This is a genomic window from Bartonella mastomydis (genome assembly GCF_900185775.1).
In the GTDB taxonomy this organism is placed as follows: domain Bacteria; phylum Pseudomonadota; class Alphaproteobacteria; order Rhizobiales; family Rhizobiaceae; genus Bartonella; species Bartonella elizabethae.
Genome location: NZ_LT883137.1, coordinates 545358 through 568929 on the forward strand (window position 1 = coordinate 545358; position 23572 = coordinate 568929).

The window sequence follows — 23572 nt, forward strand, 5'->3', positions numbered from 1 at the left end:
TTGAATAACTATAAGTATTATCAAGCAAAATTTACACTGTTTTTGGAGAAAATAAAGTGAGATGAAAAAGAGCGAGCAGGATCAGAAAATGTCTCAAACGGTTTACAGTGCGAGCGAACGAGAAGCTCTTGATTTTCATAGTCGTGGCCGACCAGGAAAGCTTGAGATTGTTGCAACAAAGTCTATGGCAACACAGCATGATTTAGCTCTTGCTTATTCACCAGGCGTTGCTGTTCCCGTTAAGGCAATTGCTCAAAATCCAGCGCTCGCTTATGATTATACAGCAAAAGGCAATCTTGTTGCTGTTATTTCAAATGGAACCGCTATCTTAGGGTTAGGCAATTTAGGTGCTCTTGCCTCTAAGCCGGTTATGGAAGGCAAAGCAGTGCTGTTTAAGCGTTTTGCGGATATTGATTCCATAGATTTAGAAATTAATATCAACGATACGGAAAATTTTATCAATTTGGTGCGTCATTTAGAACCCTCTTTTGGTGGAATTAATCTTGAGGACATTAAGGCGCCTGAATGCTTTATGATTGAAAGTCGCCTACGCGAAGTGATGAATATTCCTGTTTTTCATGATGATCAACATGGTACAGCAATCATTGTTGCTGCTGGTGTTCTCAATGCTTTGGCTTTAACAGGACGCGATATGCAAAATACGCGGTTAGTCTGTAATGGTGCTGGTTCTGCTGGGATTGCTTGTATTGAACTGATTAAAGCGATGGGCTTTCGTTCTGAAAATATCATCCTCTGTGATACCAAAGGTGTGGTTTATGAAGGTCGTAAAGAGGGCATGAATCAGTGGAAATCGGCGCATGCTGTTCGAACGGACAAACGTACGCTTATGGAAGCAATGGAAGGGGCAGATATATTTTTCGGGGTTTCTGCTAAAGGTGCACTGACTCCTGAAATGGTAAAATCTATGGCGCCGCAGCCAATTATTTTTGCTATGGCCAATCCTGATCCAGAAATTACGCCGGAAGAGGTTATGCAAGTGCGTCAGGATGCCATTGTCGCAACAGGGCGTTCCGATTATCCAAATCAGATTAATAATGTTCTCTGTTTTCCTTATATATTTCGTGGTGCACTTGATGTACGTGCAACGGTTATTAATGAGGATATGAAGATTGCTGCGGCAAGGGCCCTTGCTAATTTAGCGCATGAGGAAGTTCCTGACAGTGTTGCAGAAGCCTATCGTGGAAAGCGATTAAAATTTGGTCCTAATTATATCATTCCTGTTCCTTTTGATCCGCGTTTGTTGACGGTTGTTTCAAGTGCGGTAGCAAAAGCAGCAATGGAAAGCGGTGTTGCGCAAAAGAACATAGATGATTTAGAGGCCTATGAGCGCGATTTGAATGCAAGGCGTAATCCTACTTCTTCAGTGATGCGTGGAGTGTATAACCATGTTCGTCAAGAACCAAAACAAATTGTTTTTGCAGAAGGGGAAGAAGAGCAAGTCATGCGGGCTGCTGTTTCCTACGTTCATCAAAAATTAGGACAAGCAATTTTGGTTGGTCGCGAAGAGCAAGTGAGAGAAACGGCTGTTATCGCTGGAATTGATTTGGAGCGTGAAGGTATTTCAGTGATGAATGCGAAGCTTTCCTGTCGTACAGATGCTTATGCGAATTATCTTTATAAAAAGATGCAGCGTCAAGGCTGGCTGTTGCGTGATTGTCATCGCCGTATCAATAATGATCGAAATTATTTTGCTGCGTGTATGGTGGCACTAGGAGATGCGGATGCAATGGTTACAGGGGTGACACGCAATTATGAAACAGCGCTGGTTGATATCCGTCGGGCAATTGATGACAAACCAAAAGAACGATTGATTGGTATTTCAATGGCTATTTGCCGTGGACGAACTGTGTTTATTGCAGATACTGCGGTTTATGAAAATCCGAATGCTAAAGAATTAGCGGATATAGCGGAACAAACTGCTTCGTTTGTGCGTGGATTTGGGCATCAGCCAAGGGTTGCATTTTTAGCGTTTTCTACGTTTGGTTATATGAAAGGGAAGGTTACACAGCAAATTCAGGATGCAATTAATATTTTGCATGAACGCAAAGTTGATTTTGAGTTTGATGGAGAAATGAGTGCTGATGTAGCGCTTAATTCCAAATTGATGCAGCAATATCCATTTATGGGATTAACAGAACCCGCTAATATTTTGGTTATGCCTAGCTATCACGCATCTTCTATTGCAAGCAAAATGTTACAAGAACTTGGAGCAGCAACCATCATCGGACCTATTTTAATTGGACTGGAAAAATCTGTTCAAATTGTACCGTTTAGTGGAAGCGATACAGATGTTGTTAACATTGCAATGCTTGCAGCTTATCATGCGGCAAAAGTCGTCTAAAGGAAAAAAGCCCCTAATAGATCAATAATATATTAAAGGGCTTCACGATAGCAAAAGAACGAATTTTTAAGAAGGCTGTATTTGATTGTCCTTTTGTTCTTCAGCGAGACGCTTTTGGAAGAGGGCTGCAAAATCAATAGGATCAATCCACAAAGGTGGAAAACCACCGTTTTGAGTAGCATCAGATATAATTTGGCGAGCAAATGGAAATAAAAGACGGGGACATTCAATAAAAACCAGTGGCATAACATGTTCTTGTGGAATGTTTTTAAGGTGAAAAACCCCCCCGTAAATCAGTTCTACATGAAATAAAGTTTCAGTGTTATCATTGGCTTTGACGGAGAGAGACAAGACCACATCATAATTATCATCACCAATTGGATTAGCATTGACATTAATATTGATATCAATTTGTGGTGATTTTTCACGCGCACGTAATGAATGAGGAGCACCTGGGTTCTCGAATGATAAATCTTTTAAATATTGCGTTAATACAGCAAAAACCGGCTCTACACCACTGTTGTTCATTTCACCTTCGGCCATACGACGAACCTCTCTCATTATAATATGTATATTTATTTTAGATCTAAAGATCGAATTGGTTATCACGCCTTGCAAAAGGTTGCAAGGAATGCGCTCTTTATCTTCATTATTTTTTTTCGTTTGTTACAGATTTTTTAAGACTTTCAATGGTGATCATCATTTTTGCGCCATGGAGATTCTGTCGTATCATGAACTTTGTAATCTTCAGCATTAAGATCAATTATTTTTTCAGAGTTATTTTTGTTTTTTGTATTGGGATTCATTGTGTTTTTTAATGATGAAAGGAAACGCCAAACAACAGAGCGAATTGGTTTAATAAGAAGTAATATCCCCAAGAGATCACTTACAAAACCGGGGAGAATAAGCAAAATCGCACTCAACATGATGAAAGCATCATGAATAATATTGTTTTCTAATGTGCGTCCTTGGATAAGTTCACTTTGTATGTTTTTTAAAAGGCTAATCCCTTGAATTCGCAATAAAACAACCCCAACTATGGTTGTGAGAATAACCAAACTCAAAGTTGCCAAAATGCCAATTTCTTGACCAACAAAAATAAAACCAGCGATCTCAATTAAAAGAATGCAGAGAAAGACAACGACAAAAAAACGAGGATTTATAGAATAAAGTTTTATCACATGAAAATTTCCTTCTGGAAGAGGCGGGGAGAAATTCTTAAGAGCACTCCTTAATAAAATCTATAAAAATATCTGAATGGTAGGATTCCCTATTTTACATATTTATTGATAAATGATATTGACTGCAATGTTTATTACAAACTTAAAGCTTGGAGATTGACAGCGCCCATGGAATTTGACGTTATACTTGTCATCGCTCTTGTTGTTATGGTTGTTATTTTTGTGCAACTCCGTAGTGTATTAGGGAAGCGAATTGGGTTTGAAAAGCCTCCTTTTGATCCTTATTCACGTCGCTCTAAAAAACAAGCTGAGGCAGAAACGACGGATAATATTGTTTCGTTCCCTCATCAAAAAAATTTACAAAAAGGTGATTTTAGTGAAATTGATGAGATTGCACCAGAGGGGAGTATTTTGAATGAAAATTTGCGCGCACTGCGTAGAATTGATCGTCATTTTTCTCCTCAATCTTTTATAAAAGGTGCAGGGATTGCTTATGAAATGATTGTAACAGCTTTTGCTAAAGGTGATCGCAATCAACTTAAAAGCTTGCTTTGTCAGGATGTTTTTGAGAGCTTTTGTTTTGCTATTGAACAGCGAGAAAAAAACAAAGAAAGAATAGAGTTTACTTTTGTTGGAATTAATAAAATCGAGTTTGTTGCGGCAGCAATACAAGAAAAGGACGAGCTTTTAACAGTACGTATTATCAGTGAGATGATTTCTGTTACTTATAATGAACAGGGCGAGTGTATAGACGGTGATCCCGATGCTATCGTAGAAATTAGAGATATTTGGACTTTTGTTCGCAATAGCCTATCATCGGACCCAAACTGGAAGCTTTTTGCTACAGAGGATGAAAATTAACGTATTTTTTCTTCTATTAATTACTCAATAATTTATGAGAAATTGAAATGTCCTCAAGTAAATGGAGACAAAAAAGAGATTTATTAACTTCACAAGATCGCCTTTTATGGGAGAGGGTTTGTCGCACAATAACACCGCTTCATAATAAGAGGCTCTCTTCTATTTCAGAAGATATTGCAAATATTACTGATAAGAAACAGTGCATAACTCAAGCCTCTCTGGGGATTCAGGAAAATCAACAACGTTCAACAATGATTAAAAAAGAAAAGAGAGCCCTTACACAAGCGCATAAGATTCATTTCTTTGATCGTGTTGCACATCGTAAAATTTCCCAAGGTCGTTATCCTCTTGAGGCGCGTCTTGATCTTCACGGTTATATGCAGGAAGAAGCTTATTTTTTCTTAAAAAATTTTTTACAATCCTCTCAACAGAGTGGATTGCGTTACGTCCTTGTGATTACAGGGAAAGGCCGATCCATTGGGAGTGATGGGGCTTTGTATAGATTTGTTCCTTATTGGTTATCAACACCAGCTTTTCGATATTATGTTCATGCATTTGAGCAAGCAGCGCGCCAGCATGGCGGTGAAGGTGCGCTATATGTTTGGTTGCGTCGTTTTGTGTCGGGATAAAGAAATGTGATGCTATTTGTAGTTGTTGCAGGTTCAATATTAGTTTCAAAAGATCCCGTGTATTATAGATCGTAGAAGAGGCATGATAACATATTAATTTATAATTTCCGTCTATTGCATAAGAGACTTGAATACAATATTTCCTTATTTTAATTTTTTATAAAGACTATTCGTCTTACGCGCTACGCATTGTTTCACGCTTTTGTTTATCGCATATCTTTTGAGGGCAGGTTCCTCATAGCAAAACAGGAACGCCTCAAACAAAATACGCTTATGGTACATATTCACGTGCTTATTTTAGAGAAATATCTTTTAATACTTTTAAGCTTATTCTGTGATAGGGCGCGTAAACTAGAGATTTCCATGAAACGTATAAATTGATTATATAACCCTCATTTTTATGCTTAATAAAAATGCAGGGCGGCGCCATTACACACTTTGTTAGCTCCTAATATTGCAAAAACCTTGATACTTGAGAGGGGATGGCACGCTTTTCTTTAAGTATTTTTACGCTACACAGGATTCTTTCTCGCTTGTGAAAGAAAGATACTGATTGATTCAATATAAGAGAGTTTAAAATAAGAGATATATATTCGTGGATTTTACTCAGGTTGCTAAACGATAAATTATTTTATCAACCACGATAGTACGCTATTAAGGCACGAGGAATAAAAACATGATAGATTGGGAAATTCATTATTCAAAACATATTCCTATGGATAGTTTTAAAAACGATACAACTAAATTAAAGAGAATCGTGAAAATAAAGAAGAGCATAGATTTATAATCGTTAAATATTTTCATGAAGAAACGTTCTCATTCATTAAAAGTCTTATCAAATTTCTTTCTCATAATAATTCGAGCATTGAAATTTAGTAATGAGGCGCAGAAGGTGTAAAATATGAAATTATATCGGCAGATATTATACCCTTATTCGCCGTCTTTCAGATATAGGCTGAAATGCTAGCTTAGCATGAAAAGCACAATAGGGACTATTTTCATCAGAATCGGCCCCACAAAAATGAAAATCGGCTGATAAAGGATCGCCAACCGGCCATCTACATGTATTTTCACTCAATTGCAGCAGATTAAGTTGCCGTGATATAGGCACCACGACATTAGATTTTGCGGACATATCAACTTCTTTAACATCTTCTGCTACAAACTCTGTCTTTAAAGCTGTTTCTTCAACGTTTATAGATGATGTGTTTACTGGCGATACTGTGGATGTGTTGCGACGCACACGTGGAGATGATGGGCTGTTTGCGGAAGTTTTTTGCGTACGCGTGCTTCCTTGTGCTGTCTTACCACGCCCTGGCAACTTCAATCGATGTACTTTGCCGATGACTGCATTTCTGCTGACCCCACCTAATTGGGCAGCAATTTGACTTGCACTTAACCCTTCACTCCAAAGCTTTTTAAGAAGCTCAACGCGTTCACATGTCCAACCCATATCAGCACTCCATTCCGATAACGCCACTGAGATGCTTCCCCTTTGCATCTTCAAATGTTTCAATAATGTTTTCAATGCGCTGAATGAAAGAATTTTACACTCTAAGTGAGCATAAGAAAATCATCCAACCTTGTGGAACTTACAAATCAAAACACATCATCTTGCTTAACGATAGTGTAAATTACAATATGCACTCACTCTATGACAAGAGTCTTTGCCTCTCAAAGAGTTTATTTAGAATGTTTTCCCCAACTTGCAAATCAATCATAGGTTAAACATTCTCTTTTGTTTAAGGTTTTTTTCCCAAAATACTTATTTGTAGAACCTTCATTGACTTTTTTTCAATTGGTGTAATGATCTATTCCATAGGTGCAACCATTAATCGAGTGAAATGTTGAAAGCATCGAGATGAAATGTATCATATTGTTTTATTTGTCGTGTTGCTTTGTATATATATTGAAAAGGTTAAAATATAAAGGGAATTATGATGGATGCCATCTCTATACAACCACTTTATGAATGTTTTGCGCGACGAAATTTGCATTTTGAACAGGGGCGTGGGGTATGGCTTATTTCGGATAAAGGAGAACATTATCTCGATTTCACATCTGGCATTGCTGTTAATGCATTAGGGTATGCCCATCCTAAATTGGTTAATACGCTCAAAGGGCAAGCTGAAAAACTTTGGCATGTTTCCAATCTTTTTCAGTCTCCTGAACAAATAGCTCTTGCTACGCGGCTTTGTGCAAATAGTTTTGCGGATAAGGTTTTTTTCTGCAATTCAGGCACTGAAGCATTGGAATGCGCCTTTAAAACGGCACGTCATTATTATTATGCTGCGGGTTATCCATCACGCATTGAAATAATTACTTTTGAAGGGGCATTTCATGGACGAACACTTGCAGCACTTGCTGCGACTGGGCATGAAAAATATCTTGAAGGTTTTGGACCTAAAGCGGGTGGATTTATTCAAGTCCCTTTTTGTGATGAAATCGCTTTGCGTAACGCTATTCATCAAAATACTGCCGCTATCCTCATTGAACCTATACAAGGAGAAGGAGGAATACGAACGGTTTCTCATGAATATTTAAGATTTTTGCGTAAAATATGCGATGATAATGGTCTGTTATTGATTTTTGATGAAGTCCAAACGGGCATGGGACGAACAGGAAAGCTTTTTGCTTATGAATGGAGTGGTGTCATACCTGATATTCTTACTCTCGCAAAGGGGGTTGGAGGAGGATTCCCCTTAGGCGCTTGCCTTGCAACGGATAAAGTGGCAAAAAGTATGACACCTGGAACCCATGGTTCAACCTTTGGAGGAAATCTTCTTGGAATGGCTGTAGGAAATAGTGTTCTTGATGTTCTATTAGAGCCAAGTTTTCTGAACCATGTGCAAAACATGGGGGATAGGCTGAAAAGTGGACTTTTGCATATTCTCAATATCTATCCTGATATTATTTGCGCCGTTCAGGGGATGGGTCTTATGGTGGGCATTCAATGTGTTGTTCCTGCAAATCTTGTCGTGAATGCTTTGGAAAATGAATATCTCTTAAGTGTTGCAGCCAACAACAATGTTGTGCGTTTATTGCCTCCTCTTATCATTAGGGAAGAAGAAATAGATGAAAGTTTGTATCGTATTGAAAAAGCAATAGCTTATCTTTCGCAAGTAAATAAAGAAAAACAAATAGCGCACTCCTGACAAAAGTTCTTCGTCATGTCACAGATTTATCATTTTACCGCTAGCAATAACACGTACGTTGCTCGATTATGCGAAAATCCTTAAAGCATCTTTTAAAGTAGGGAGAAATTCAAAATCTTTTATGGGAAAACATGTGCGATGATTTTTGAAAAATCATCCACACGAACCCATATTTCATTCGATATCAGTGTGCACCAGCTTTGGCGGAGATACAATCTAGGCTCATAGGGTCAGAGATGCAGCGTGTTCATAGTGAAATCATAGCCGACACAGTACACGCGTTTTATCGCGTTTTGTGGATATCGTAATACTGCGAATAACAAAATATAAACGTATGTTTGAATTGGCTCAATATGCACCAATCCCTCTTATTAATGCCCTTATAGATGATACACATCTTTACCAAATTCTAGCAGATATATAAACCTATGAGGAACATCGAGAGCCAATGATTGACAAAATAGTTGCATGGATGGGAGATGGGAATAATGAAGTGCTTCATTCATTGATTGAAGCTGTGGTTCTTTTTTATTTTCATTTGCGTATGGTCATTTTAAAGGGCAGCGAACAGGACAATTTATACAATTGGGCGCGTGAACGAGGAGCGCATCGTAGGCTTATCGATAATCCGCAAAAAGTGGCGCGAGATGCTGATTGTATTATGGCCGATCCATCGGGCTTCCATGGGATAAGAATTTCATATTCACAGTCATTCTATTTTCAGCCTTATCAAGACAAGGAAGCTTTCATGAAATGAGCAAAACCTGATGTTCTTTTATGCATTCTTCCTGCTCGTCATTGTGAAGAAGTTGCCGATACTATGATTGATGAACAGCATTCAGTTGTTTTTGATGAAGCTGAAAATCGTCTTCATACTCAAAAAGCAATCCTTTCTTGGTATTTACAAGATGCGTTTTTCTCTCCACAATAGCCTCTCTACAACAAAGTATAATAAAAGGTAAAGTCATGCATGAACAAGCTAAAGATGAAGCTTCTCTCAACAATATCTCCTTGCATGAAGATGATTGTGTTATTCCCTTTCAAGTTGAAGAACTTGATATCCGTGGACGTGTCGTACAAATTGGGGAAACTTTAAATTCTATTCTTAACAGACATCAATATCCTGAACCAGTTTCTTATCTTCTGGCAGAAGCTTTACTTTTAACTGTTCTACTTGGAACTTCTCTCAAGCTTACGGGAAAATTTATTTTACAAACCCATTCAGATGGACCAGTTAATATGCTGGTGTGCGATTTTTCACCTCCTTCCAGTTTACGGGGATACGCTCGCTTTGATAAAGAACAGCTTAAACAAGCTATAGATAATGATCAAATCTCTTCAGAAACACTTTTAGGAAAGGGCACTTTAGCTTTCACGATTGATCAAGGTCTTCACATGCAACCCTATCAAGGGATAGTTGCATTAGATGGATCAAATTTACAAGAAGCTGCTCGTACTTATTTTGATCAATCAGAGCAAATTCCTACCGATATCCGTTTGGCTGTTGCTATATTAATCAATCGTGACAACCAAGGAAAACCGCAGAAAAGCTGGCGAGCTGGAGGTATTTTGACTCAATTTTTGCCTCAAGCATCGTCCCATCATAAAATAGATGACCTTCATCAAAAGCGAGAAGAAACAAAAAACCAAACCCAATTGGATAACCAGTGGCAGGAAGCTAAAATACTCATGGCAACGATTGAAAGTTCAGAATTAACAGATCCCCAAGTTGGGAGTAAACAGCTCTTATACCGTCTTTTTCATGAACAAGGTGTGAGAGTTTTTAATCCTTTTTCTCTTGTTGATCAATGTTCTTGTTCGCGCGAAAAAATTAAAGGAATCCTAGAAGGTTTTCCAATTGATGAACGCAATAAAATGGTTGAAAATAAACATATTTCAGTGACATGTGAATTTTGCTCAAAAACGTATCATTTTACACCGCAAGAATTTTTGGAAGAAAAAATATAATCAACTTCATAAAAATGATGATTGCAACAAAAGCCCATTTTATTCGCGCTATAAAAACTTAAAGCATAAGCTCATATGAAGCTCTTGAATATTTCTTTCCTTAGCATTTTTCGAGGTATGCCAATGATCTTTCTGTTGAAATCACTATTTACTCGATATGCTTTTTTTAAAAGAGAGCCCTGTAAAAGATACTTTCTTCTCTCGAAAGGGCTTCTTTTTGACTATAGTCATATTTTCTTACTCGAATTTGTCTTAACTTAAGAGGCCAAAAAAGATCATTGGTTATGATCATAAGAAAATTTATCGAGAGAATAAGAAAGTATAAAAAAGACTCAATATGAACCTTGTGAAAACTCTTACAAACAGAGGCTGTATAGGGCATAAATAGAAAAATGACACTGCAAGGGAATAGATTTGTCATTTTTTAGGTGTTTTTTCTACAGATATCTTTTCACATGTGTGTTTGAATCAATAATAGTAATCCTGTTATAAAATTTTATCTTTTTATAAATCTGCATGACCGTATTTTTCAATTTAAAACGTTGTTCATGACACTTCTATTTGAAAAATGTACAAAAAGGCATTTTCAGTCTTTTCTAAGATATTTTATTTTTTCTTCTGTCATGATTGCTTGTTCAATTTTTGGAAGGATCTTTTTTTGATAAATTTGCCATGTTAAGGGACCAACATGTTTGGCAATAATGATGCTCTCTTTATTTAAGAGAAAGGTTTCTGGTGGTCCATATACGCCCCAGTCAATGGCTGTATATCCTGAAACATCAAAGCCAATCAATTTAAAAGGATTACCAAAACGATTTAAAAAGCGCAGGGCGTTTGCTTTGTTATCCTTATAATTAATACCAATTAGATCAAAACGTTTATCTTGTGCAATTTTCATAAGAAGAGGATGCTCTTTGCGACAGGGTAAACACCAAGAACCCCAAAAATTGACCAATGTGACACGTCCTTTAAACTGTTTTGAATGAAGATAATTTTCTTGATCAAGAAGAGGAAGGTGTATCTCAGGGGCCGGTTTCCCAGCCAATGCATTTGGAAGAAGAGAAGGATCTTGCGGGTATTTTTTATGCATAAAGTTGAAAAAAAACACCATAAGAAGAAGAAAAAGCACAAATGGTCCAAAAAGAACAAACAAAACAGGCAAAGATGTATTTTTTTTAAGTTTTGGAGGGATGTTCTTCATTATATTTTTCTTTTTGTGACCGTTCTTTTTTGTTCAATTGTTGGAGAATTTTTTTTTGGTAGAAGGCTTTGCAAAGAATATAGCCAATAAGACAGAGGAGGGATATTGCAGAAAGTGTATAGCTTAAAACAACAATTTGCTCATGTTTAAGGGTACCAAGGAAAAAATCAATTTTCAAAGATAAGTTTCCTAAAAGTCCGCTGTGGATGCCATTTAGGTCAAGCATGATGAAGAGTCCTGTTGTTGTGCACGACGGGATTTTTTAATCTGAAGTATTTTGATATAACGGCTATTGATTTCATTTCGCATAGCCATCAAATAGAGCGCAATAAACATAAAGACGAAACAAAATAACATGGTTATAAGGGGCCATAACATAGCACTATCGATTGTTGGTCCTCCAGCACGTAACAAGGAGGCTGGTTGATGCAATGTATTCCACCAATTAACGGAAAACTTAATAATAGGGATATTAACAAAACCAACAAGGGTAAGAATTGCAGTCGCGCGAGCAGCTTTTACTTGATTGTCAAAAGCACGTCCAAGCAGGATAATGGCAAGGTAGATAAAAAGCAGAATTAAAACCGATGTTAATCGTGCATCCCATACCCACCATGTTCCCCAGGTAGGGCGTCCCCAAAGTGCTCCTGTCATGAGAGCCAAGGCAGTAAAAATTGCTCCTATGGGTGCCCCGCATTTGAGAGCCACATCAGCAAGATGATATTTCCAAATCAAATTTCCCAATGCTGCTGCACTCATCGTTATATAACAGAATGTAGACAACCACGCGAAAGGGACATGGAGATACATAATCTTAACAGTCATACCCTGTTGATAGTCGTCTGGTGAATACATCACTAGAATCAGCCCTAAGATCAGAAGACATAACGTTATGCTGGCGAGCCATGGTAAAATGATTTTACTTATTTTCATAAAACGGGAAAAACTTGCAGGGAGTGATCTCATTTTATATGCGTGAGATAGTTCATTCATGAAATTCATAATAGGCAGAATTTTGCTATGCGGCAATCATCTTTTACTATTCGGATAAAAGCTTGAGCGTTAGAGAGGCAACAAAAGAGCTGAAGAGACTCAAAAAAAGTGAAAAAGCGCTAAGAAGAGCCAAGGAAGAGAGAAAAGAGGCATTTGGATTTGTTGGAGCTGTCGCCGCTGAAACGCCAAAAATCATAATTGGAATGATCCACGGCAAGATAATGATAAAAATAAGAAGAGTGCTATGTAACAGTGAGCTTGCAAGTGCCGCTCCTATGGCGCCAATAAAAATAATAGCTGGTGTTCCGCATAAAAGGGTAAGTATTGTTGTAAAAGTTATCGTGACATCTAAGTGGAGCATAAGAGCTAAAATAGGCGTGGTAAAAATGAGAGGAAGCATCGTACCTACCCAATGGGCGATGCATTTGGTAAAGACGATCAGCATAAAACTTTGTCTTTGTCCTGAAAGGATAAATTGGTCAAGATTGCCATCATCGCGATCGATTTGAAAAAGTTTGTTTAGATTCAGAAGTCCTGCGAGAAGGGCTCCAAACCACAATATCCCTGGTCCTATTTGTGCAAGAATTCTTGGATCTGGTCCAATGGCAAAGGGAGTTATAATCACAACAGCGATGAAAAACAATAGTCCTGTGAGCGAAGAGGTTTGTGGCTCTAATAGTAGTTTAAGATCACGCCAGAACAGTGCTTTCATTTTATTCTCTCCTAGAGAGGTAAAAATTTTTCCAGAGCGATTGTATGGTTTTCTGGAATACCTAAGGAATTATGGGTTGCGGCGATAATCATACCCCCTTGATTGAGATGACGCTGAAAAATACGAGCAAAGCGTTTTTGAGCATAGCTATCAAGTCCTGATATCGGTTCATCTAAAATCCAAATAGGACGATAGGAGAGCAAAAGACGAGCAAAAGCAACACGCCTTTGTTGCCCAGTTGACAGAGCGTTAAAGGGTAAATATTCAAGATCAGCAAGACCAATATCGGTAAGGGCTTCATAGGGGGAGTACAGAGGCTGTCTATAAAACTCTGCCCAAAATTGCAAATTATCAATGACAGATAGAGGAGGTTTCATGGCATTTTGAGACCCGAGATAATGGCACGCAGTGGCAACAGGGTATCTTTGTTCATTGTCTTTAAGGACGATATAGCCTTCAGCAGCTTCAATAAGACCGACAATGATTCGCAGTAATGTAGATTTTCCGATGCCATTTGGTCCGGTGATAGTCATCAGTTGCTGTGGAAATAAACAAAAAGAAAGACCTTTGAACAGAATGTCCCCGTTTCTGTAAGCTGCTAAATCTTTGCCTGATAACACCATGATGATTGCCTATTTTTATATTTTCCTATTCTTTATTGCATTATTGCATAAAAAAACACGTTTTTTTATGCAATTGTCCCTAGAATAGTTCTAGAAATAGTTCTATAAGAGAGGCGTTACATCAAGATCTGGTGTAGAATGGTTTTTGGCGCTAATTTCCGCATTTACCTATGAAAGGTAGAGGGGGAAATGGATGGCGGAGGTAATTGCGTCTGCGCTCAAGCTGCGACCTTGACTCGTAGTTTGTGTTGTTCATTCCTGGAAATTGGGTGGTTTATAGTATGAGGGTGGACAGTCATGACTCACATTGATAGCTTTAATTGTCGCAGAATATTAAAGGTTGGTGGCAAAGAATATACTTATTATAGCTTAATCGAAGCCGAGAAGAATGGACTTGCAGGCATTTCGCGTTTGCCGTTTTCGATGAAAGTTATTCTCGAAAATTTATTGCGCTTTGAAGATGGTCGCACAGTTAAAAAAGAGGATATCCTCAATGTTGCTAAGTGGTTAAATGATAAAGGGAGCGCAGGGGCAGAGATCGCCTACCGTCCTGCACGTGTTCTTATGCAAGACTTTACGGGTGTTCCCGCAGTTGTTGATCTTTCTGCAATGCGTGATGCTATGGTCAAACTTGGTGGGAACGCTGAAAAAATTAATCCTCTCATCCCAGTTGATCTCGTGATTGATCACTCAGTTATTGTTGATGATTTTGGCACTCCCATGGCCTTTAAGGAAAATGTTGAGCATGAATATGAACGCAATGGTGAGCGTTATCGTTTTCTGAAATGGGGGCAACAAGCCTTTCAAAATTTTCGTGTCGTTCCTCCAGGCACAGGGATTTGTCATCAAGTTAACCTTGAATATTTAGCACAATGTGTATGGATGAAGAATGAAGAGGGGGGAGAGACGGTTTATCCTGATACCTGTGTGGGAACTGATTCGCATACGACGATGGTCAATGGTTTGGGTGTGTTAGGTTGGGGGGTTGGTGGCATTGAAGCTGAAGCGGCAATGTTAGGCCAACCTGTCTCTATGTTATTACCTGAAGTGATTGGTTTTCGCCTAACAGGGAGACTTAAAGAAGGTGTCACAGCCACCGATCTCGTTTTAACGGTGACTCAAATGCTCCGCCAAAAGGGCGTTGTTGGTAAATTTGTTGAATTTTTTGGCCCTGGTTTGGAGCATATGACGCTTGCTGATCGGGCGACGATTGGGAATATGGCACCTGAATATGGAGCAACCTGTGGCTTTTTTCCAATTGATAAGGAGACAGTGCGTTATCTCAACATGACAGGGCGTGATGAAAATCGGATTGCCTTAGTCGAGGCTTACTCCAAAGCACAAGGGATGTGGCATGACGAAAGGGTGGCGCATCCCGTTTTTAGTGATACAATTGAATTAGATATGGGAACTGTTGTTCCTTCTATGGCTGGTCCTAAACGTCCGGAAGGGCGTATTGCATTGGAAAATGTTGGACAAGGTTTTAAGAAGGCATTGGTTGAAGATTATAAGAAAACTTCAGGACAAGATGAGTATTATCCGGTTGAAGGTGAAGAATATACGCTCAGTCACGGTGATGTGGTGATCGCTGCGATTACTTCCTGTACAAATACATCGAATCCAAGTGTTCTTATTGCAGCAGGTCTTTTAGCACGAAATGCGGTGGCAAAGGGTCTCAAAAGCAAACCATGGGTAAAAACTTCTCTTGCACCTGGTTCACAAGTTGTTGAAGCTTACCTTAAAAATTCGGGTCTGCAAAAAGATTTAGATGCATTAGGATTTAACTTAGTGGGGTTTGGATGCACAACATGTATTGGGAATTCTGGTCCTTTGCACCCAGCTATTTCCAAAACGATTAATGACAATGGCATTATTGCAGCTGCAGTTCTTTCAGGAAATCGTAATTTTGAAGGGCGTGTTTCCCCTGATGTGCAAGCAAATTATTTAGCTTCACCCCCATTAGTTGTTGCACATGCGCTTGTTGGGACGGTGTGTAAAGATTTAACCAAAGAGCCTCTTGGTGAAGATTCAAATGGTCAACCGATTTATTTGAGAGATATTTGGCCAACTTCTCAAGAAATACAGGCATTTATCGAAGAAAATGTCACGCGTAAGGTTTTTGCTGAAAAATATGCAGATGTCTTTAAGGGAGATGAAAATTGGCAAAAAGTTCAGATCCCTACAGGGTCTACCTATTCTTGGGATGAGCAATCCACCTATGTCCGTAATCCACCTTATTTCGATGATATGCAGAAAAATCCTGATGTCTTACCAGATATTAAGGATGCGCGGATTTTAGGTTTGTTTGGTGATAAAATCACGACAGATCATATTTCTCCTGCTGGTTCTATTAAGGCAGCTTCTCCTGCTGGAAAATATTTAATGGATCATGGTGTTGCAGTGGCTGATTTTAATCAATACGGGACGCGCCGTGGGAATCACGAAGTTATGGTGCGTGGAACCTTTGCTAATATTCGCATTCGTAATTTCATGTTAGGAGAAAATGGTCGAGAAGGTGGTTATACGGTTCACTATCCCTCAGCAGTAGAACAAACCATTTACGATGCAGCGATGGCGTATAAACAAGAAGGTATTCCGCTCGTTGTTTTTGCGGGGATTGAATATGGCAATGGATCATCACGCGATTGGGCCGCCAAGGGAACTAATCTTCTTGGTATCAAAGCGGTGATTGTGCAATCTTTTGAAAGGATTCATCGCTCTAATCTTGTTGGTATGGGGATTGTTCCTTTTGTCTTTGAGGAAGGGTTAAGTTGGAAATCTTTAGGCTTAAAGGGAGATGAAAAGGTAACAATTGAAGGGATTCATAACTTGAAACCTCGCCAAAAGACAGTGGCGACAATTACTTTTTCTGATGGTACAGTAAAAACTGTTCCATTATTATGCCGTGTTGATACTGAAGATGAGCTAGATTATTTGCATCATGGTGGAATTTTACAATATGTTTTGCGTAAGCTAGCTGTTTAAATGCCTTTGTTCGTTGAGGAATATCTTTAAACGATTAAGCTATAAAGTTGCAGATCAAAGAATTTGGTTTCGTTTTTTATGTTTGTCTTTGAAAATTTAATTGACGTTGGCTTTGACATTGCGCTATAAGCCACATGAATTATAGGCAGCTTTATAGTTTTGCTTGAGTTAGGTTTGTTTACATTGGTAGAGTTATTATTAAGGCTCATTTTACCAAGGTGTTGAAAGAGAGATTATATTTATGGCGAATACACCTTCTGCTCGAAAAGCGGTGCGCAAGGTTGCAGCACGCACACAGGTTAATAGGGCCCGCCGTTCACGCGTTCGTACTTTTATGCGTAAGTTTGATGATGCTATAGCAGGGGGCGATAAGGCGTCTGCAGAAGTTGCATTTAAAAATTTTGAGCCTGAGATTATGCGTGCGGTTTCTAAAGGCGTTTTTCATAAAAATACTGCTGCGAGGAAAGTATCGCGTTTAGCGAAGCGTTTAAAGGATCTCAGCGTTTAAGCTTTTTCTATTTTATTAAGAAACAAGCCAGTATCTGTAAGGGTACTGGCTTTTTATTTATTGTTTCAAAAAGTTTCTATTGAAGACAAGAATCGATAACGATTCTTCTCTTGAAAAAAGAGAGAAAGTTTATAGGGGGGGAGTATGGTTATCCACAAGCTTTGTGGATTTTTACAGAGTCTTTTTTGTCAAGCATTTTATTTTTTTTTTTTAATCTGAAGAGATTCTTTAATGATTGGTAAATTCAGAGAAAAAAAATGAATTGAATCAATAATTTTTCTCATTCCTCATTGAAATAAGCATTTTTACAGCATTTTTTGAGAGCTTTTGATTTTATTTTGACCTCTTGCATTTTACCTCTGCTGTTTTGTATGGTTCTTAATGAAGACTAAAAAGCATGAAGGGGTCACATCAGCACATTATCCTGTATTTTGTTGAATATAACATCTTTGGTTTAGGCTTTTGAAAAGCTTTTGTGTTGGATAGGTTTTTTTGATGGTTTTTTAGTTCTCTTCGTTGGTATGTTTACCATTTTAGAAGGGTGGGTCATATCATGAGTGCAAGTAAATCTTATTGGTCATCTTTGTTAGTGGGGTTGTGATGAGGCTATCCTAGGGGAGGGTGAGTAATCTTATTTGGGGTAGGGCGTTTTGCCTTCGCTAGGTTTATTTTAGCTGTTTGGCAGGACAAAATTTTATTTTTATCAGGATGGAAGATGGTGGATAAATTGAACTCTAAAGCTAGTTCCTTTAAAAGGGTTTCGGTGAATATCCTGTCGGCAGAGAATATAATAAAGAATAGAATGACAGAGAGTAATGAGGTTGTTTGTAGAAGTGCTTCTATAGGGCATTCTATTGTTTCAGAGGAAGAGAGTGCGGCGGCTTTTGTACGTGTTATGGCACAGTTAAAGGCGCAGGTTGGTGTTGAAGCTTATACCAGTTGGTTTGGTCGTGTGAAACTTGCTGAGTATAGTCATACTCTTGTAAAGCTTTCTGTTCCTACCGCTTTTTTACGTTCATGGATTAATAATCACTATGGTTCTCTTTTGACTCATTTATGGAAACAAGAGAACTCAGCAATTCTTCGTGTTGAAGTCATTGTTCGCGGTATGGAGCGCGTTTCAAGAGATGTTGTTTGTAAAACAAGTGCGCCTTCTGTTGTGCTGGAGGAGCCGACAACTTCATCTTTTGTTGAGAATTGTGCAGAGCACTCAGCCAAAAGTTCTCAAGCAGGAGTTTTTGGGTCTCCCCTTGATTCTCGCTATACTTTTGAAAGCTTTGTTGAGGGAGCATCTAATCGCGTTGCTTTAGCGGCAGCGCGTTCAATTGCAGAAGGGCATAAAAGTGCTTTGCGTTTTAATCCTCTTTTTATTCACGCGTCAGTTGGTTTAGGAAAAACACATTTGCTTCAAGCGATTGCCGCTTCTGCATTGAAGCGTTTAACATCTGCGCGTGTTATTTATTTAACGGCTGAATATTTTATGTGGCGTTTTGCAACAGCTATTCGTGATAATGATGCTCTTTCTTTTAAAGAACAGCTTCGCGATATCGACCTTTTGATTATTGATGATATGCAGTTTTTGCAAGGTAAGTCGATACAACATGAATTTTGCCATTTACTTAATATGTTGCTTGATAGTGCAAAACAGGTTGTTGTCGCTGCAGATCGTCCACCAGCGGAATTAGAATCTCTTGATCTTCGTGTTCGGTCTCGTCTTCAGGGAGGGGTTGCCCTTGAAATTGAGGCTCCAGATTATGAAATGCGTTTGCAAATGTTACGCCAGCGGTTGAAGGTGGCACAGCGAGATGATAGCATGATATCAATTTCTGATGATGTTTTGGAATATATTGCAAAAACGGTTTTAGGGTCAGGGCGCGATATTGAAGGCGCATTTAACCAGCTCTTATTTCGTCAATCTTTTGAGTCTGATTTATCTTTAGAACGGATTGACGAGTTATTAGGTCACTTGACACGTCCAGGTGAACCTAAGCGCATTCGGATTGAAGAAATTCAGCGTACGGTGGCACGCCATTATAATGTTTCTAAACAGGACTTGTTGTCTAATCGTCGAACACGGACGGTTGTAAAGCCACGACAAGTTGCGATGTATTTAGCGAAAGTATTAACGCCTCGCTCATTGCCAGAAATAGGACGCCGTTTTGGTGGACGTGATCATACAACAGTTTTACACGCTGTACGTAAAATTGAAGATTTAGTTTGTGGTGATCAGACCTTGGCCAAGGAACTTGAATTGCTGAAGCGATTGATTGGAGAACAGGCTGTATAGTGTTTATCATTTCTTTTTTGAAGAAACTTTAAGGGATTTTGTGGAAGGATTTTTTTTTCTTATGCAGGAGTGACTTGCCATTTCAAAAGAGGTTTAATAAACTCTAGCAGGCGATTCTTTAAAAAGGATCTGTTATTTTAATTCGAAGAAATTCTTATCGTTTTTGGTAAATCATACGGGGCTTTTATGCGTATTACAGTGGATCGCAATCAATTTCTCAAGTCTCTTGGTCGTGTTCACCGTGTGGTAGAGCGCCGTAATACTGTTCCTATTTTATCGAATGTTCTGATTGATGCAGAAAATGGTCGTGTACAGTTAAAGACAACAGATCTTGATTTAGAGGTTACGGAATCTTTTACAGTTAATGTGGAACAAGCTGGAGCAACAACTGTTCCGGCACATTTGCTCTATGATATCATACGAAAACTTCCTGATGGCAATGAAGTTGCATTATCCGTTGATGAGAATCAATCAAGTACAATGTCCGTTGTTTCAGGTTGTGCACATTTTCAGCTTCAATGTCTTCCAAAGGCAGATTTTCCAGAGTCACTTCCTGGACAGTTTGGTTATCGCTTTTCTCTATCGGCTTCAGGGTTGAAACATTTACTTGATTGTACGCAATTTGCTATTTCTACTGAAGAAACCCGCTATTATCTTAATGGTATTTACTTCCATGTTATTCATGATGATGTTTTAAAACTGCGTTTGGTGGCAACGGATGGTCATCGTTTGGCACAAGTTGAGATGGAAGCGCCTTCAGGAGTTGAAGGCATGCCTGGTGTTATTGTTCCTCGTAAAGCTGTGGGAGAGTTGCAAAAACTTCTTTCAGAAGAAAATGATGGTGATGTATGTATAGAGCTTTCAGAGACAAAAATTCGTTTTTCTGTAGGTTCTGTGATTTTTACATCAAAGTTAATTGATGGAACATTTCCAGACTATCAACGTGTTATCCCTCTTGGAAATGATAAAGAATTAGTTGTTAATAGACAGGATTTTTCTTCAGCAGTTGATCGTGTTTCAACGATTTCAAGTGATCGGGGGCGTGCAGTTAAGTTAACGATTGAGCATGGACAGTTAAGGCTTGTTGTGAATAGTCCTGATTCGGGCAGTGCGGAAGATCAATTATCCGTAACTTACACATCTGAACCACTTGAGATAGGATTTAATTCACGGTATCTTTTGGATATTGCTGGGCAGCTTTCAAGCGATGAGATGGTTTTTATGTTGGCTGAAGCTGGAGCACCAGCTCTGATTCGTGATAATGATGATGCGGATGTGCTCTATGTACTGATGCCTATTCGTGTTTAGGGGCGATTGTTTTGCAATGCATGGCAAGTCATGTGCATAAAGTGTCCGTGAGGCAGCTAAAGCTTTTACGTTATCGCAATTATCCTTTTTTAAATATTGATTTTTCGGGTCAGCATGTGGTTTTTACGGGCCACAACGGTGCGGGGAAGACGAATCTTTTAGAGGCGTTATCTTTTCTTTCTCCGGGTCGTGGTTTGCGACGGGCTGCATATTCTGATGTTAGCTTTATAGAGGGTGGCGGTGAAGGATTTGTTATCTTTGCCTGTCTTGAATGTGCTCTTTATGGTGAAGTGAAGATTGGTACAGCTTTGGAGGTTAGCGATAACAGTCGAAAGGTCCATATTAATGGTGTGAATGAGCCAAGTGATTGCTTAACAGATTACTGTCATATTAGTATCCTAACACCTTCTATGGATAGTCTTTTTACCGGCCCTTCGCTTGAACGCCGGCGTTTTTTGGATCGTATGGTTTTGGCGATTGATCCTTTGCATAGTCGCCGTATATCCGATTATGATAGAGCGATGCGCGCACGTAATCGTTTGTTTTTGGATGGCAATGAAGATACTGCTTGGTTTGATGCATTAGAAAAGCAGATGGCGGAATTGGCGACAGCTATTTCTGCGGCGCGTATTGATGTTATTCGGCTTGTAAATGACATGTTTACACAAATGCCATCTCAGATACCTTTTCCACGGGCTTTTTTGCAAATTGATGGTTTTTTGGAAACAGCTCTAAGGAGACTATCAGCCACCGAAGTTGAAGAGCAATTTTGTGATTTGTTGCGGCGTAATCGCGCAATGGATCGTTCTGTTGGGCGAACATTAGAGGGCCCCCATCGCACAGATTTACAAGTTTTTTATGCAGATAAAAATAGAGCAGCAACATCTTGTTCAACAGGTGAACAAAAAGCACTTCTGACAGGTCTGGTTTTGTGTCATGCTCGTCTAACGGGTATGATATCGGAAAGGGCTCCCATTCTTCTTCTCGATGAAATGGCTGCTCATCTTGATTCACATCGACGTGCTGCTTTATTTGATATTCTTGATGATTTAGCTGTGCAAACATTTATGACAGGAACAGATCGTCTTTTATTTGATGACTTAAAAGGACGTGCAGAATTTTTTGAGATTAAGAATGGCGCTTTATTACTGTAAAAAACATGCTAAATATTTTTTTAATTAAGTGATGGTCGAGAAGAAAAGGCTTGCTATGTCTGTGATGATAACGATTTTAAATGGTCCTAATTTAAATTTTCTGGGTCAACGTGAGCCAAAAATTTATGGAACTGAAACTCTAGAAGATATAGAAAAAAACTGCAGAGAATGGGCAAAAAGAGCTGATGTTATCGTAAATTTTTATCAAAGTAACTATGAGGGTCAGCTAGTAGAATGGATACAAGAAGCAATAGGATTAAGTTCTGGATTAATCATCAACCCAGCGGCTTACAGCCATACATCTGTTGCTCTTCTTGATGCTCTAAAAATGTTTTCAGGGCCAAAAGTAGAAGTTCATTTATCCCATATTTATCGACGTGAAGCTTTTCGTCATCATTCTTATACATCTGCGGGTGTAGACGCTATCATAAGTGGGTTTGGAAGTGATGGATATCGGTTTGCGCTTGAGTATATTGCAAAACAATTAATAAGTTGTAAAGGTAAAGAGTTAAGTGTTGGATAAGAGTAATATAGGCATTGAATTCACTTGATAATTATTTTCAAATCTGTACAATATGAGGTATTATATTTATGGCAATTTTTAGTGCATATGACGGGGGTAAAAAAAGATGAAAAGCTTTGTTCGACAATTAGGAATGCTTGTGATTTTAGGGGGAGCACTGCTTTTGTCTGGTTGTAAAATGGATGTCCTTCAGCCATCAGGTTATGTGGCGCGTCAGCAGCTCATTTTGATTGTTGTTTGTGTGCTTGTTATGCTTTGCGTTGTCATTCCAGTTATGGTGAGTGTGGTATTTTTAGCGATAAAATATCGTGCATCGAATACGAAAGCGAACTATTCTCCTGATTGGGCGCATTCAAATAAAATTGAAGCTGTAATGTGGGGTATCCCGATTGTAATTGTAATGGTTTTAGGTTCACTAACGGCTTATTATACCTATAAGCTTGAGCCTGCTAAGCCTCTTCCAATAGAGGTTGTGGGTGAAGGAGAGCCATTGCAGATTGATGCTATATCTCTTGATTGGAAATGGGTTTTTATTTATCCTCAATATGGTGTTGCATCGGTCAATGAAATTTACGCGCCTAAAGGACGTCAAGTTTTATTGCAATTGACGTCGGAAAATTCTGTCAATGCCTTTTGGGTCCCTAAATTGGGTACAGTTCTTTACGCTATGCCGCAGATGAATGCTAAGTTGCATTTGATCGCTGAAGAACAAGGCGTATTCAAGGGGACCTCAGCAAATTACAGCGGCGATGGTTTTTCAGGGATGCGGTTTAAGTGGCATTCTGTGTCTTCGCAGGATTTTGAAGATTGGATTGTGAAAGCTCGGGCTAATGGTCGAGAACTTGATCGTAAGTCTTATCGTCAACTTTCTATTGCGCCTCGTATGGGTGATATTGCTGCGAAAGAGAAAGATGCTGAGGTTCGTTATTTTGCACCTGTTGAGAAGCGGCTTTACTATCGTGTTGTTAATCGATGTGTCGATGAAAATACGGTATGTAATGAAGATTTAATGAAACGTGCTGCTGCTCAGACACTGTGGGGTGCACTGTGTTCAGTATTTGATCCTGATGTTATTTAAAGGATCAATAGAGAAAGGGCCCTTTTAACATAAGGTTTCTTTTA

The 23572-nt window shown here is 38.8% G+C and carries 20 protein-coding genes and 1 pseudogene; 13 read left to right on the forward strand and 8 right to left on the reverse strand.

All coding sequences use genetic code 11. The annotated features are described in order from the left end of the window. Positions 1–61: 61 nt before the first annotated feature. Positions 62–2362, forward strand: a complete 2301-nt coding sequence (locus FJG96_RS03015; RefSeq protein ID WP_139412670.1) for an NADP-dependent malic enzyme — start codon at positions 62–64, stop codon at positions 2360–2362. 66 nt (positions 2363–2428) lie between these two features. Here the strand turns inward: FJG96_RS03015 and secB are convergent, their stop codons facing one another. Beyond that, positions 2429–2905: a protein-export chaperone SecB gene (secB, locus tag FJG96_RS03020; protein ID WP_139412671.1), complete on the reverse strand. Its 477-nt coding sequence runs from the start codon at positions 2903–2905 to the stop codon at positions 2429–2431. A gap of 143 nt (positions 2906–3048) precedes the next feature. After that, entirely contained in the window at positions 3049–3543 is a 495-nt protein-coding gene (locus FJG96_RS03025) for an FxsA family protein (RefSeq protein ID WP_139412672.1), read from the reverse strand. A gap of 168 nt (positions 3544–3711) precedes the next feature. Here FJG96_RS03025 and FJG96_RS03030 point away from each other — a divergent pair, with 168 nt between their 5' ends. Both FJG96_RS03030 and FJG96_RS03035 read left to right on the forward strand, forming a co-directional pair. Next, entirely contained in the window at positions 3712–4404 is a 693-nt protein-coding gene (locus FJG96_RS03030; protein WP_139412731.1) for a Tim44/TimA family putative adaptor protein, read from the forward strand. A 47-nt stretch (positions 4405–4451) separates the two neighbouring features. Continuing rightward, entirely contained in the window at positions 4452–5033 is a 582-nt protein-coding gene (locus tag FJG96_RS03035) for a Smr/MutS family protein (protein ID WP_139412673.1), read from the forward strand. A 922-nt stretch (positions 5034–5955) separates the two neighbouring features. Here FJG96_RS03035 and FJG96_RS03040 read toward each other — a convergent pair. Then, positions 5956–6486: a GcrA family cell cycle regulator gene (locus tag FJG96_RS03040; RefSeq protein WP_139412732.1), complete on the reverse strand. Its 531-nt coding sequence runs from the start codon at positions 6484–6486 to the stop codon at positions 5956–5958. Positions 6487–6973: 487 nt separating this feature from the next. Here FJG96_RS03040 and FJG96_RS03045 point away from each other — a divergent pair, with 487 nt between their 5' ends. The 3 genes and pseudogenes from FJG96_RS03045 (at position 6974) to FJG96_RS03055 (ending at position 10156) form a co-directional block, all read left to right on the forward strand. Next, complete coding sequence (locus FJG96_RS03045) at positions 6974–8188, forward strand: aspartate aminotransferase family protein (RefSeq protein ID WP_139412733.1); 1215 nt, start codon at positions 6974–6976, stop codon at positions 8186–8188. After that, positions 8185–9119, forward strand: a pseudogene (locus FJG96_RS09295) (Rossmann-fold NAD(P)-binding domain-containing protein). The gene FJG96_RS03045 and the pseudogene FJG96_RS09295 overlap by 4 nt, the downstream one beginning before the upstream one ends. Positions 9120–9154: 35 nt before the next feature. Continuing rightward, complete coding sequence (locus tag FJG96_RS03055; protein WP_139412674.1) at positions 9155–10156, forward strand: Hsp33 family molecular chaperone; 1002 nt, start codon at positions 9155–9157, stop codon at positions 10154–10156. A gap of 586 nt (positions 10157–10742) precedes the next feature. Here the strand turns inward: FJG96_RS03055 and FJG96_RS03060 are convergent. Genes FJG96_RS03060 through ccmA form a run of 5 tightly spaced genes read right to left on the reverse strand, consistent with a single transcriptional unit; the run spans position 10743 to position 13685 of the window. Beyond that, positions 10743–11357: a DsbE family thiol:disulfide interchange protein gene (locus tag FJG96_RS03060; RefSeq protein WP_139412675.1), complete on the reverse strand. Its 615-nt coding sequence runs from the start codon at positions 11355–11357 to the stop codon at positions 10743–10745. Then, positions 11332–11583: a heme exporter protein CcmD gene (locus FJG96_RS08980; protein WP_139412676.1), complete on the reverse strand. Its 252-nt coding sequence runs from the start codon at positions 11581–11583 to the stop codon at positions 11332–11334. Before FJG96_RS08980 ends, FJG96_RS03060 begins: the two co-directional genes overlap by 26 nt. Beyond that, positions 11571–12350: a heme ABC transporter permease gene (locus tag FJG96_RS03070; RefSeq protein ID WP_139412677.1), complete on the reverse strand. Its 780-nt coding sequence runs from the start codon at positions 12348–12350 to the stop codon at positions 11571–11573. Before FJG96_RS03070 ends, FJG96_RS08980 begins: the two co-directional genes overlap by 13 nt. A gap of 46 nt (positions 12351–12396) precedes the next feature. Next, positions 12397–13062, reverse strand: coding sequence for a heme exporter protein CcmB (gene ccmB, locus FJG96_RS03075; RefSeq protein ID WP_139412678.1), 666 nt, complete (start codon positions 13060–13062; stop codon positions 12397–12399). An 11-nt stretch (positions 13063–13073) separates the two neighbouring features. Then, the gene (gene ccmA / locus FJG96_RS03080; RefSeq protein WP_139412679.1) at positions 13074–13685 is read right to left on the reverse strand and encodes a heme ABC exporter ATP-binding protein CcmA; all 612 of its coding nucleotides are present in this window, start codon (positions 13683–13685) and stop codon (positions 13074–13076) included. A 297-nt stretch (positions 13686–13982) separates the two neighbouring features. On the opposite strand from ccmA, the gene acnA reads away from it, so the two are divergent. From acnA to cyoA, 7 genes are all read left to right on the forward strand, one after another. Then, positions 13983–16670 carry an aconitate hydratase AcnA gene (gene acnA, locus FJG96_RS03085; RefSeq protein WP_139412680.1) on the forward strand — a complete coding sequence of 896 codons (2688 nt, stop codon included), beginning with the start codon at positions 13983–13985 and terminating at the stop codon, positions 16668–16670. A 241-nt stretch (positions 16671–16911) separates the two neighbouring features. Then, positions 16912–17178, forward strand: a complete 267-nt coding sequence (gene rpsT, locus FJG96_RS03090) for a 30S ribosomal protein S20 (protein WP_139412681.1) — start codon at positions 16912–16914, stop codon at positions 17176–17178. Between the two features lie 715 nt (positions 17179–17893). After that, entirely contained in the window at positions 17894–19465 is a 1572-nt protein-coding gene (gene dnaA, locus FJG96_RS03095; protein WP_139412682.1) for a chromosomal replication initiator protein DnaA, read from the forward strand. A gap of 186 nt (positions 19466–19651) precedes the next feature. Beyond that, positions 19652–20773, forward strand: a complete 1122-nt coding sequence (gene dnaN / locus FJG96_RS03100; RefSeq protein WP_139412683.1) for a DNA polymerase III subunit beta — start codon at positions 19652–19654, stop codon at positions 20771–20773. A gap of 20 nt (positions 20774–20793) precedes the next feature. Beyond that, complete coding sequence (recF, locus tag FJG96_RS03105) at positions 20794–21927, forward strand: DNA replication/repair protein RecF (RefSeq protein WP_139412684.1); 1134 nt, start codon at positions 20794–20796, stop codon at positions 21925–21927. Between the two features lie 55 nt (positions 21928–21982). Continuing rightward, positions 21983–22450 carry a type II 3-dehydroquinate dehydratase gene (gene aroQ / locus FJG96_RS03110; RefSeq protein ID WP_139412685.1) on the forward strand — a complete coding sequence of 156 codons (468 nt, stop codon included), beginning with the start codon at positions 21983–21985 and terminating at the stop codon, positions 22448–22450. Positions 22451–22556: 106 nt separating this feature from the next. Next, complete coding sequence (gene cyoA / locus FJG96_RS03115) at positions 22557–23528, forward strand: ubiquinol oxidase subunit II (protein ID WP_139412686.1); 972 nt, start codon at positions 22557–22559, stop codon at positions 23526–23528. The last annotated feature ends 44 nt before the right edge of the window (positions 23529–23572 follow it).

Bases quoted from the DNA above. Each gene is read 5' to 3' on its own strand.
- FJG96_RS03015 (WP_139412670.1), top strand. From the start codon at position 62: ATGAAAAAGAGCGAGCAGGATCAGAAAATGTCTCAAACGGTTTACAGT.
- secB (WP_139412671.1), bottom strand. From the start codon at position 2,905: ATGGCCGAAGGTGAAATGAACAACAGTGGTGTAGAGCCGGTTTTTGCT.
- FJG96_RS03030 (WP_139412731.1), top strand. From the start codon at position 3,712: ATGGAATTTGACGTTATACTTGTCATCGCTCTTGTTGTTATGGTTGTT.
- FJG96_RS03035 (WP_139412673.1), top strand. From the start codon at position 4,452: ATGTCCTCAAGTAAATGGAGACAAAAAAGAGATTTATTAACTTCACAA.
- FJG96_RS03040 (WP_139412732.1), bottom strand. From the start codon at position 6,486: ATGGGTTGGACATGTGAACGCGTTGAGCTTCTTAAAAAGCTTTGGAGT.
- FJG96_RS03045 (WP_139412733.1), top strand. From the start codon at position 6,974: ATGGATGCCATCTCTATACAACCACTTTATGAATGTTTTGCGCGACGA.
- FJG96_RS03055 (WP_139412674.1), top strand. From the start codon at position 9,155: ATGCATGAACAAGCTAAAGATGAAGCTTCTCTCAACAATATCTCCTTG.
- FJG96_RS03060 (WP_139412675.1), bottom strand. From the start codon at position 11,357: ATGAAGAACATCCCTCCAAAACTTAAAAAAAATACATCTTTGCCTGTT.
- FJG96_RS08980 (WP_139412676.1), bottom strand. From the start codon at position 11,583: ATGCTTGACCTAAATGGCATCCACAGCGGACTTTTAGGAAACTTATCT.
- FJG96_RS03070 (WP_139412677.1), bottom strand. From the start codon at position 12,350: ATGAATGAACTATCTCACGCATATAAAATGAGATCACTCCCTGCAAGT.
- ccmB (WP_139412678.1), bottom strand. From the start codon at position 13,062: ATGAAAGCACTGTTCTGGCGTGATCTTAAACTACTATTAGAGCCACAA.
- ccmA (WP_139412679.1), bottom strand. From the start codon at position 13,685: ATGGTGTTATCAGGCAAAGATTTAGCAGCTTACAGAAACGGGGACATT.
- acnA (WP_139412680.1), top strand. From the start codon at position 13,983: ATGACTCACATTGATAGCTTTAATTGTCGCAGAATATTAAAGGTTGGT.
- rpsT (WP_139412681.1), top strand. From the start codon at position 16,912: ATGGCGAATACACCTTCTGCTCGAAAAGCGGTGCGCAAGGTTGCAGCA.
- dnaA (WP_139412682.1), top strand. From the start codon at position 17,894: ATGGTGGATAAATTGAACTCTAAAGCTAGTTCCTTTAAAAGGGTTTCG.
- dnaN (WP_139412683.1), top strand. From the start codon at position 19,652: ATGCGTATTACAGTGGATCGCAATCAATTTCTCAAGTCTCTTGGTCGT.
- recF (WP_139412684.1), top strand. From the start codon at position 20,794: ATGGCAAGTCATGTGCATAAAGTGTCCGTGAGGCAGCTAAAGCTTTTA.
- aroQ (WP_139412685.1), top strand. From the start codon at position 21,983: ATGTCTGTGATGATAACGATTTTAAATGGTCCTAATTTAAATTTTCTG.
- cyoA (WP_139412686.1), top strand. From the start codon at position 22,557: ATGAAAAGCTTTGTTCGACAATTAGGAATGCTTGTGATTTTAGGGGGA.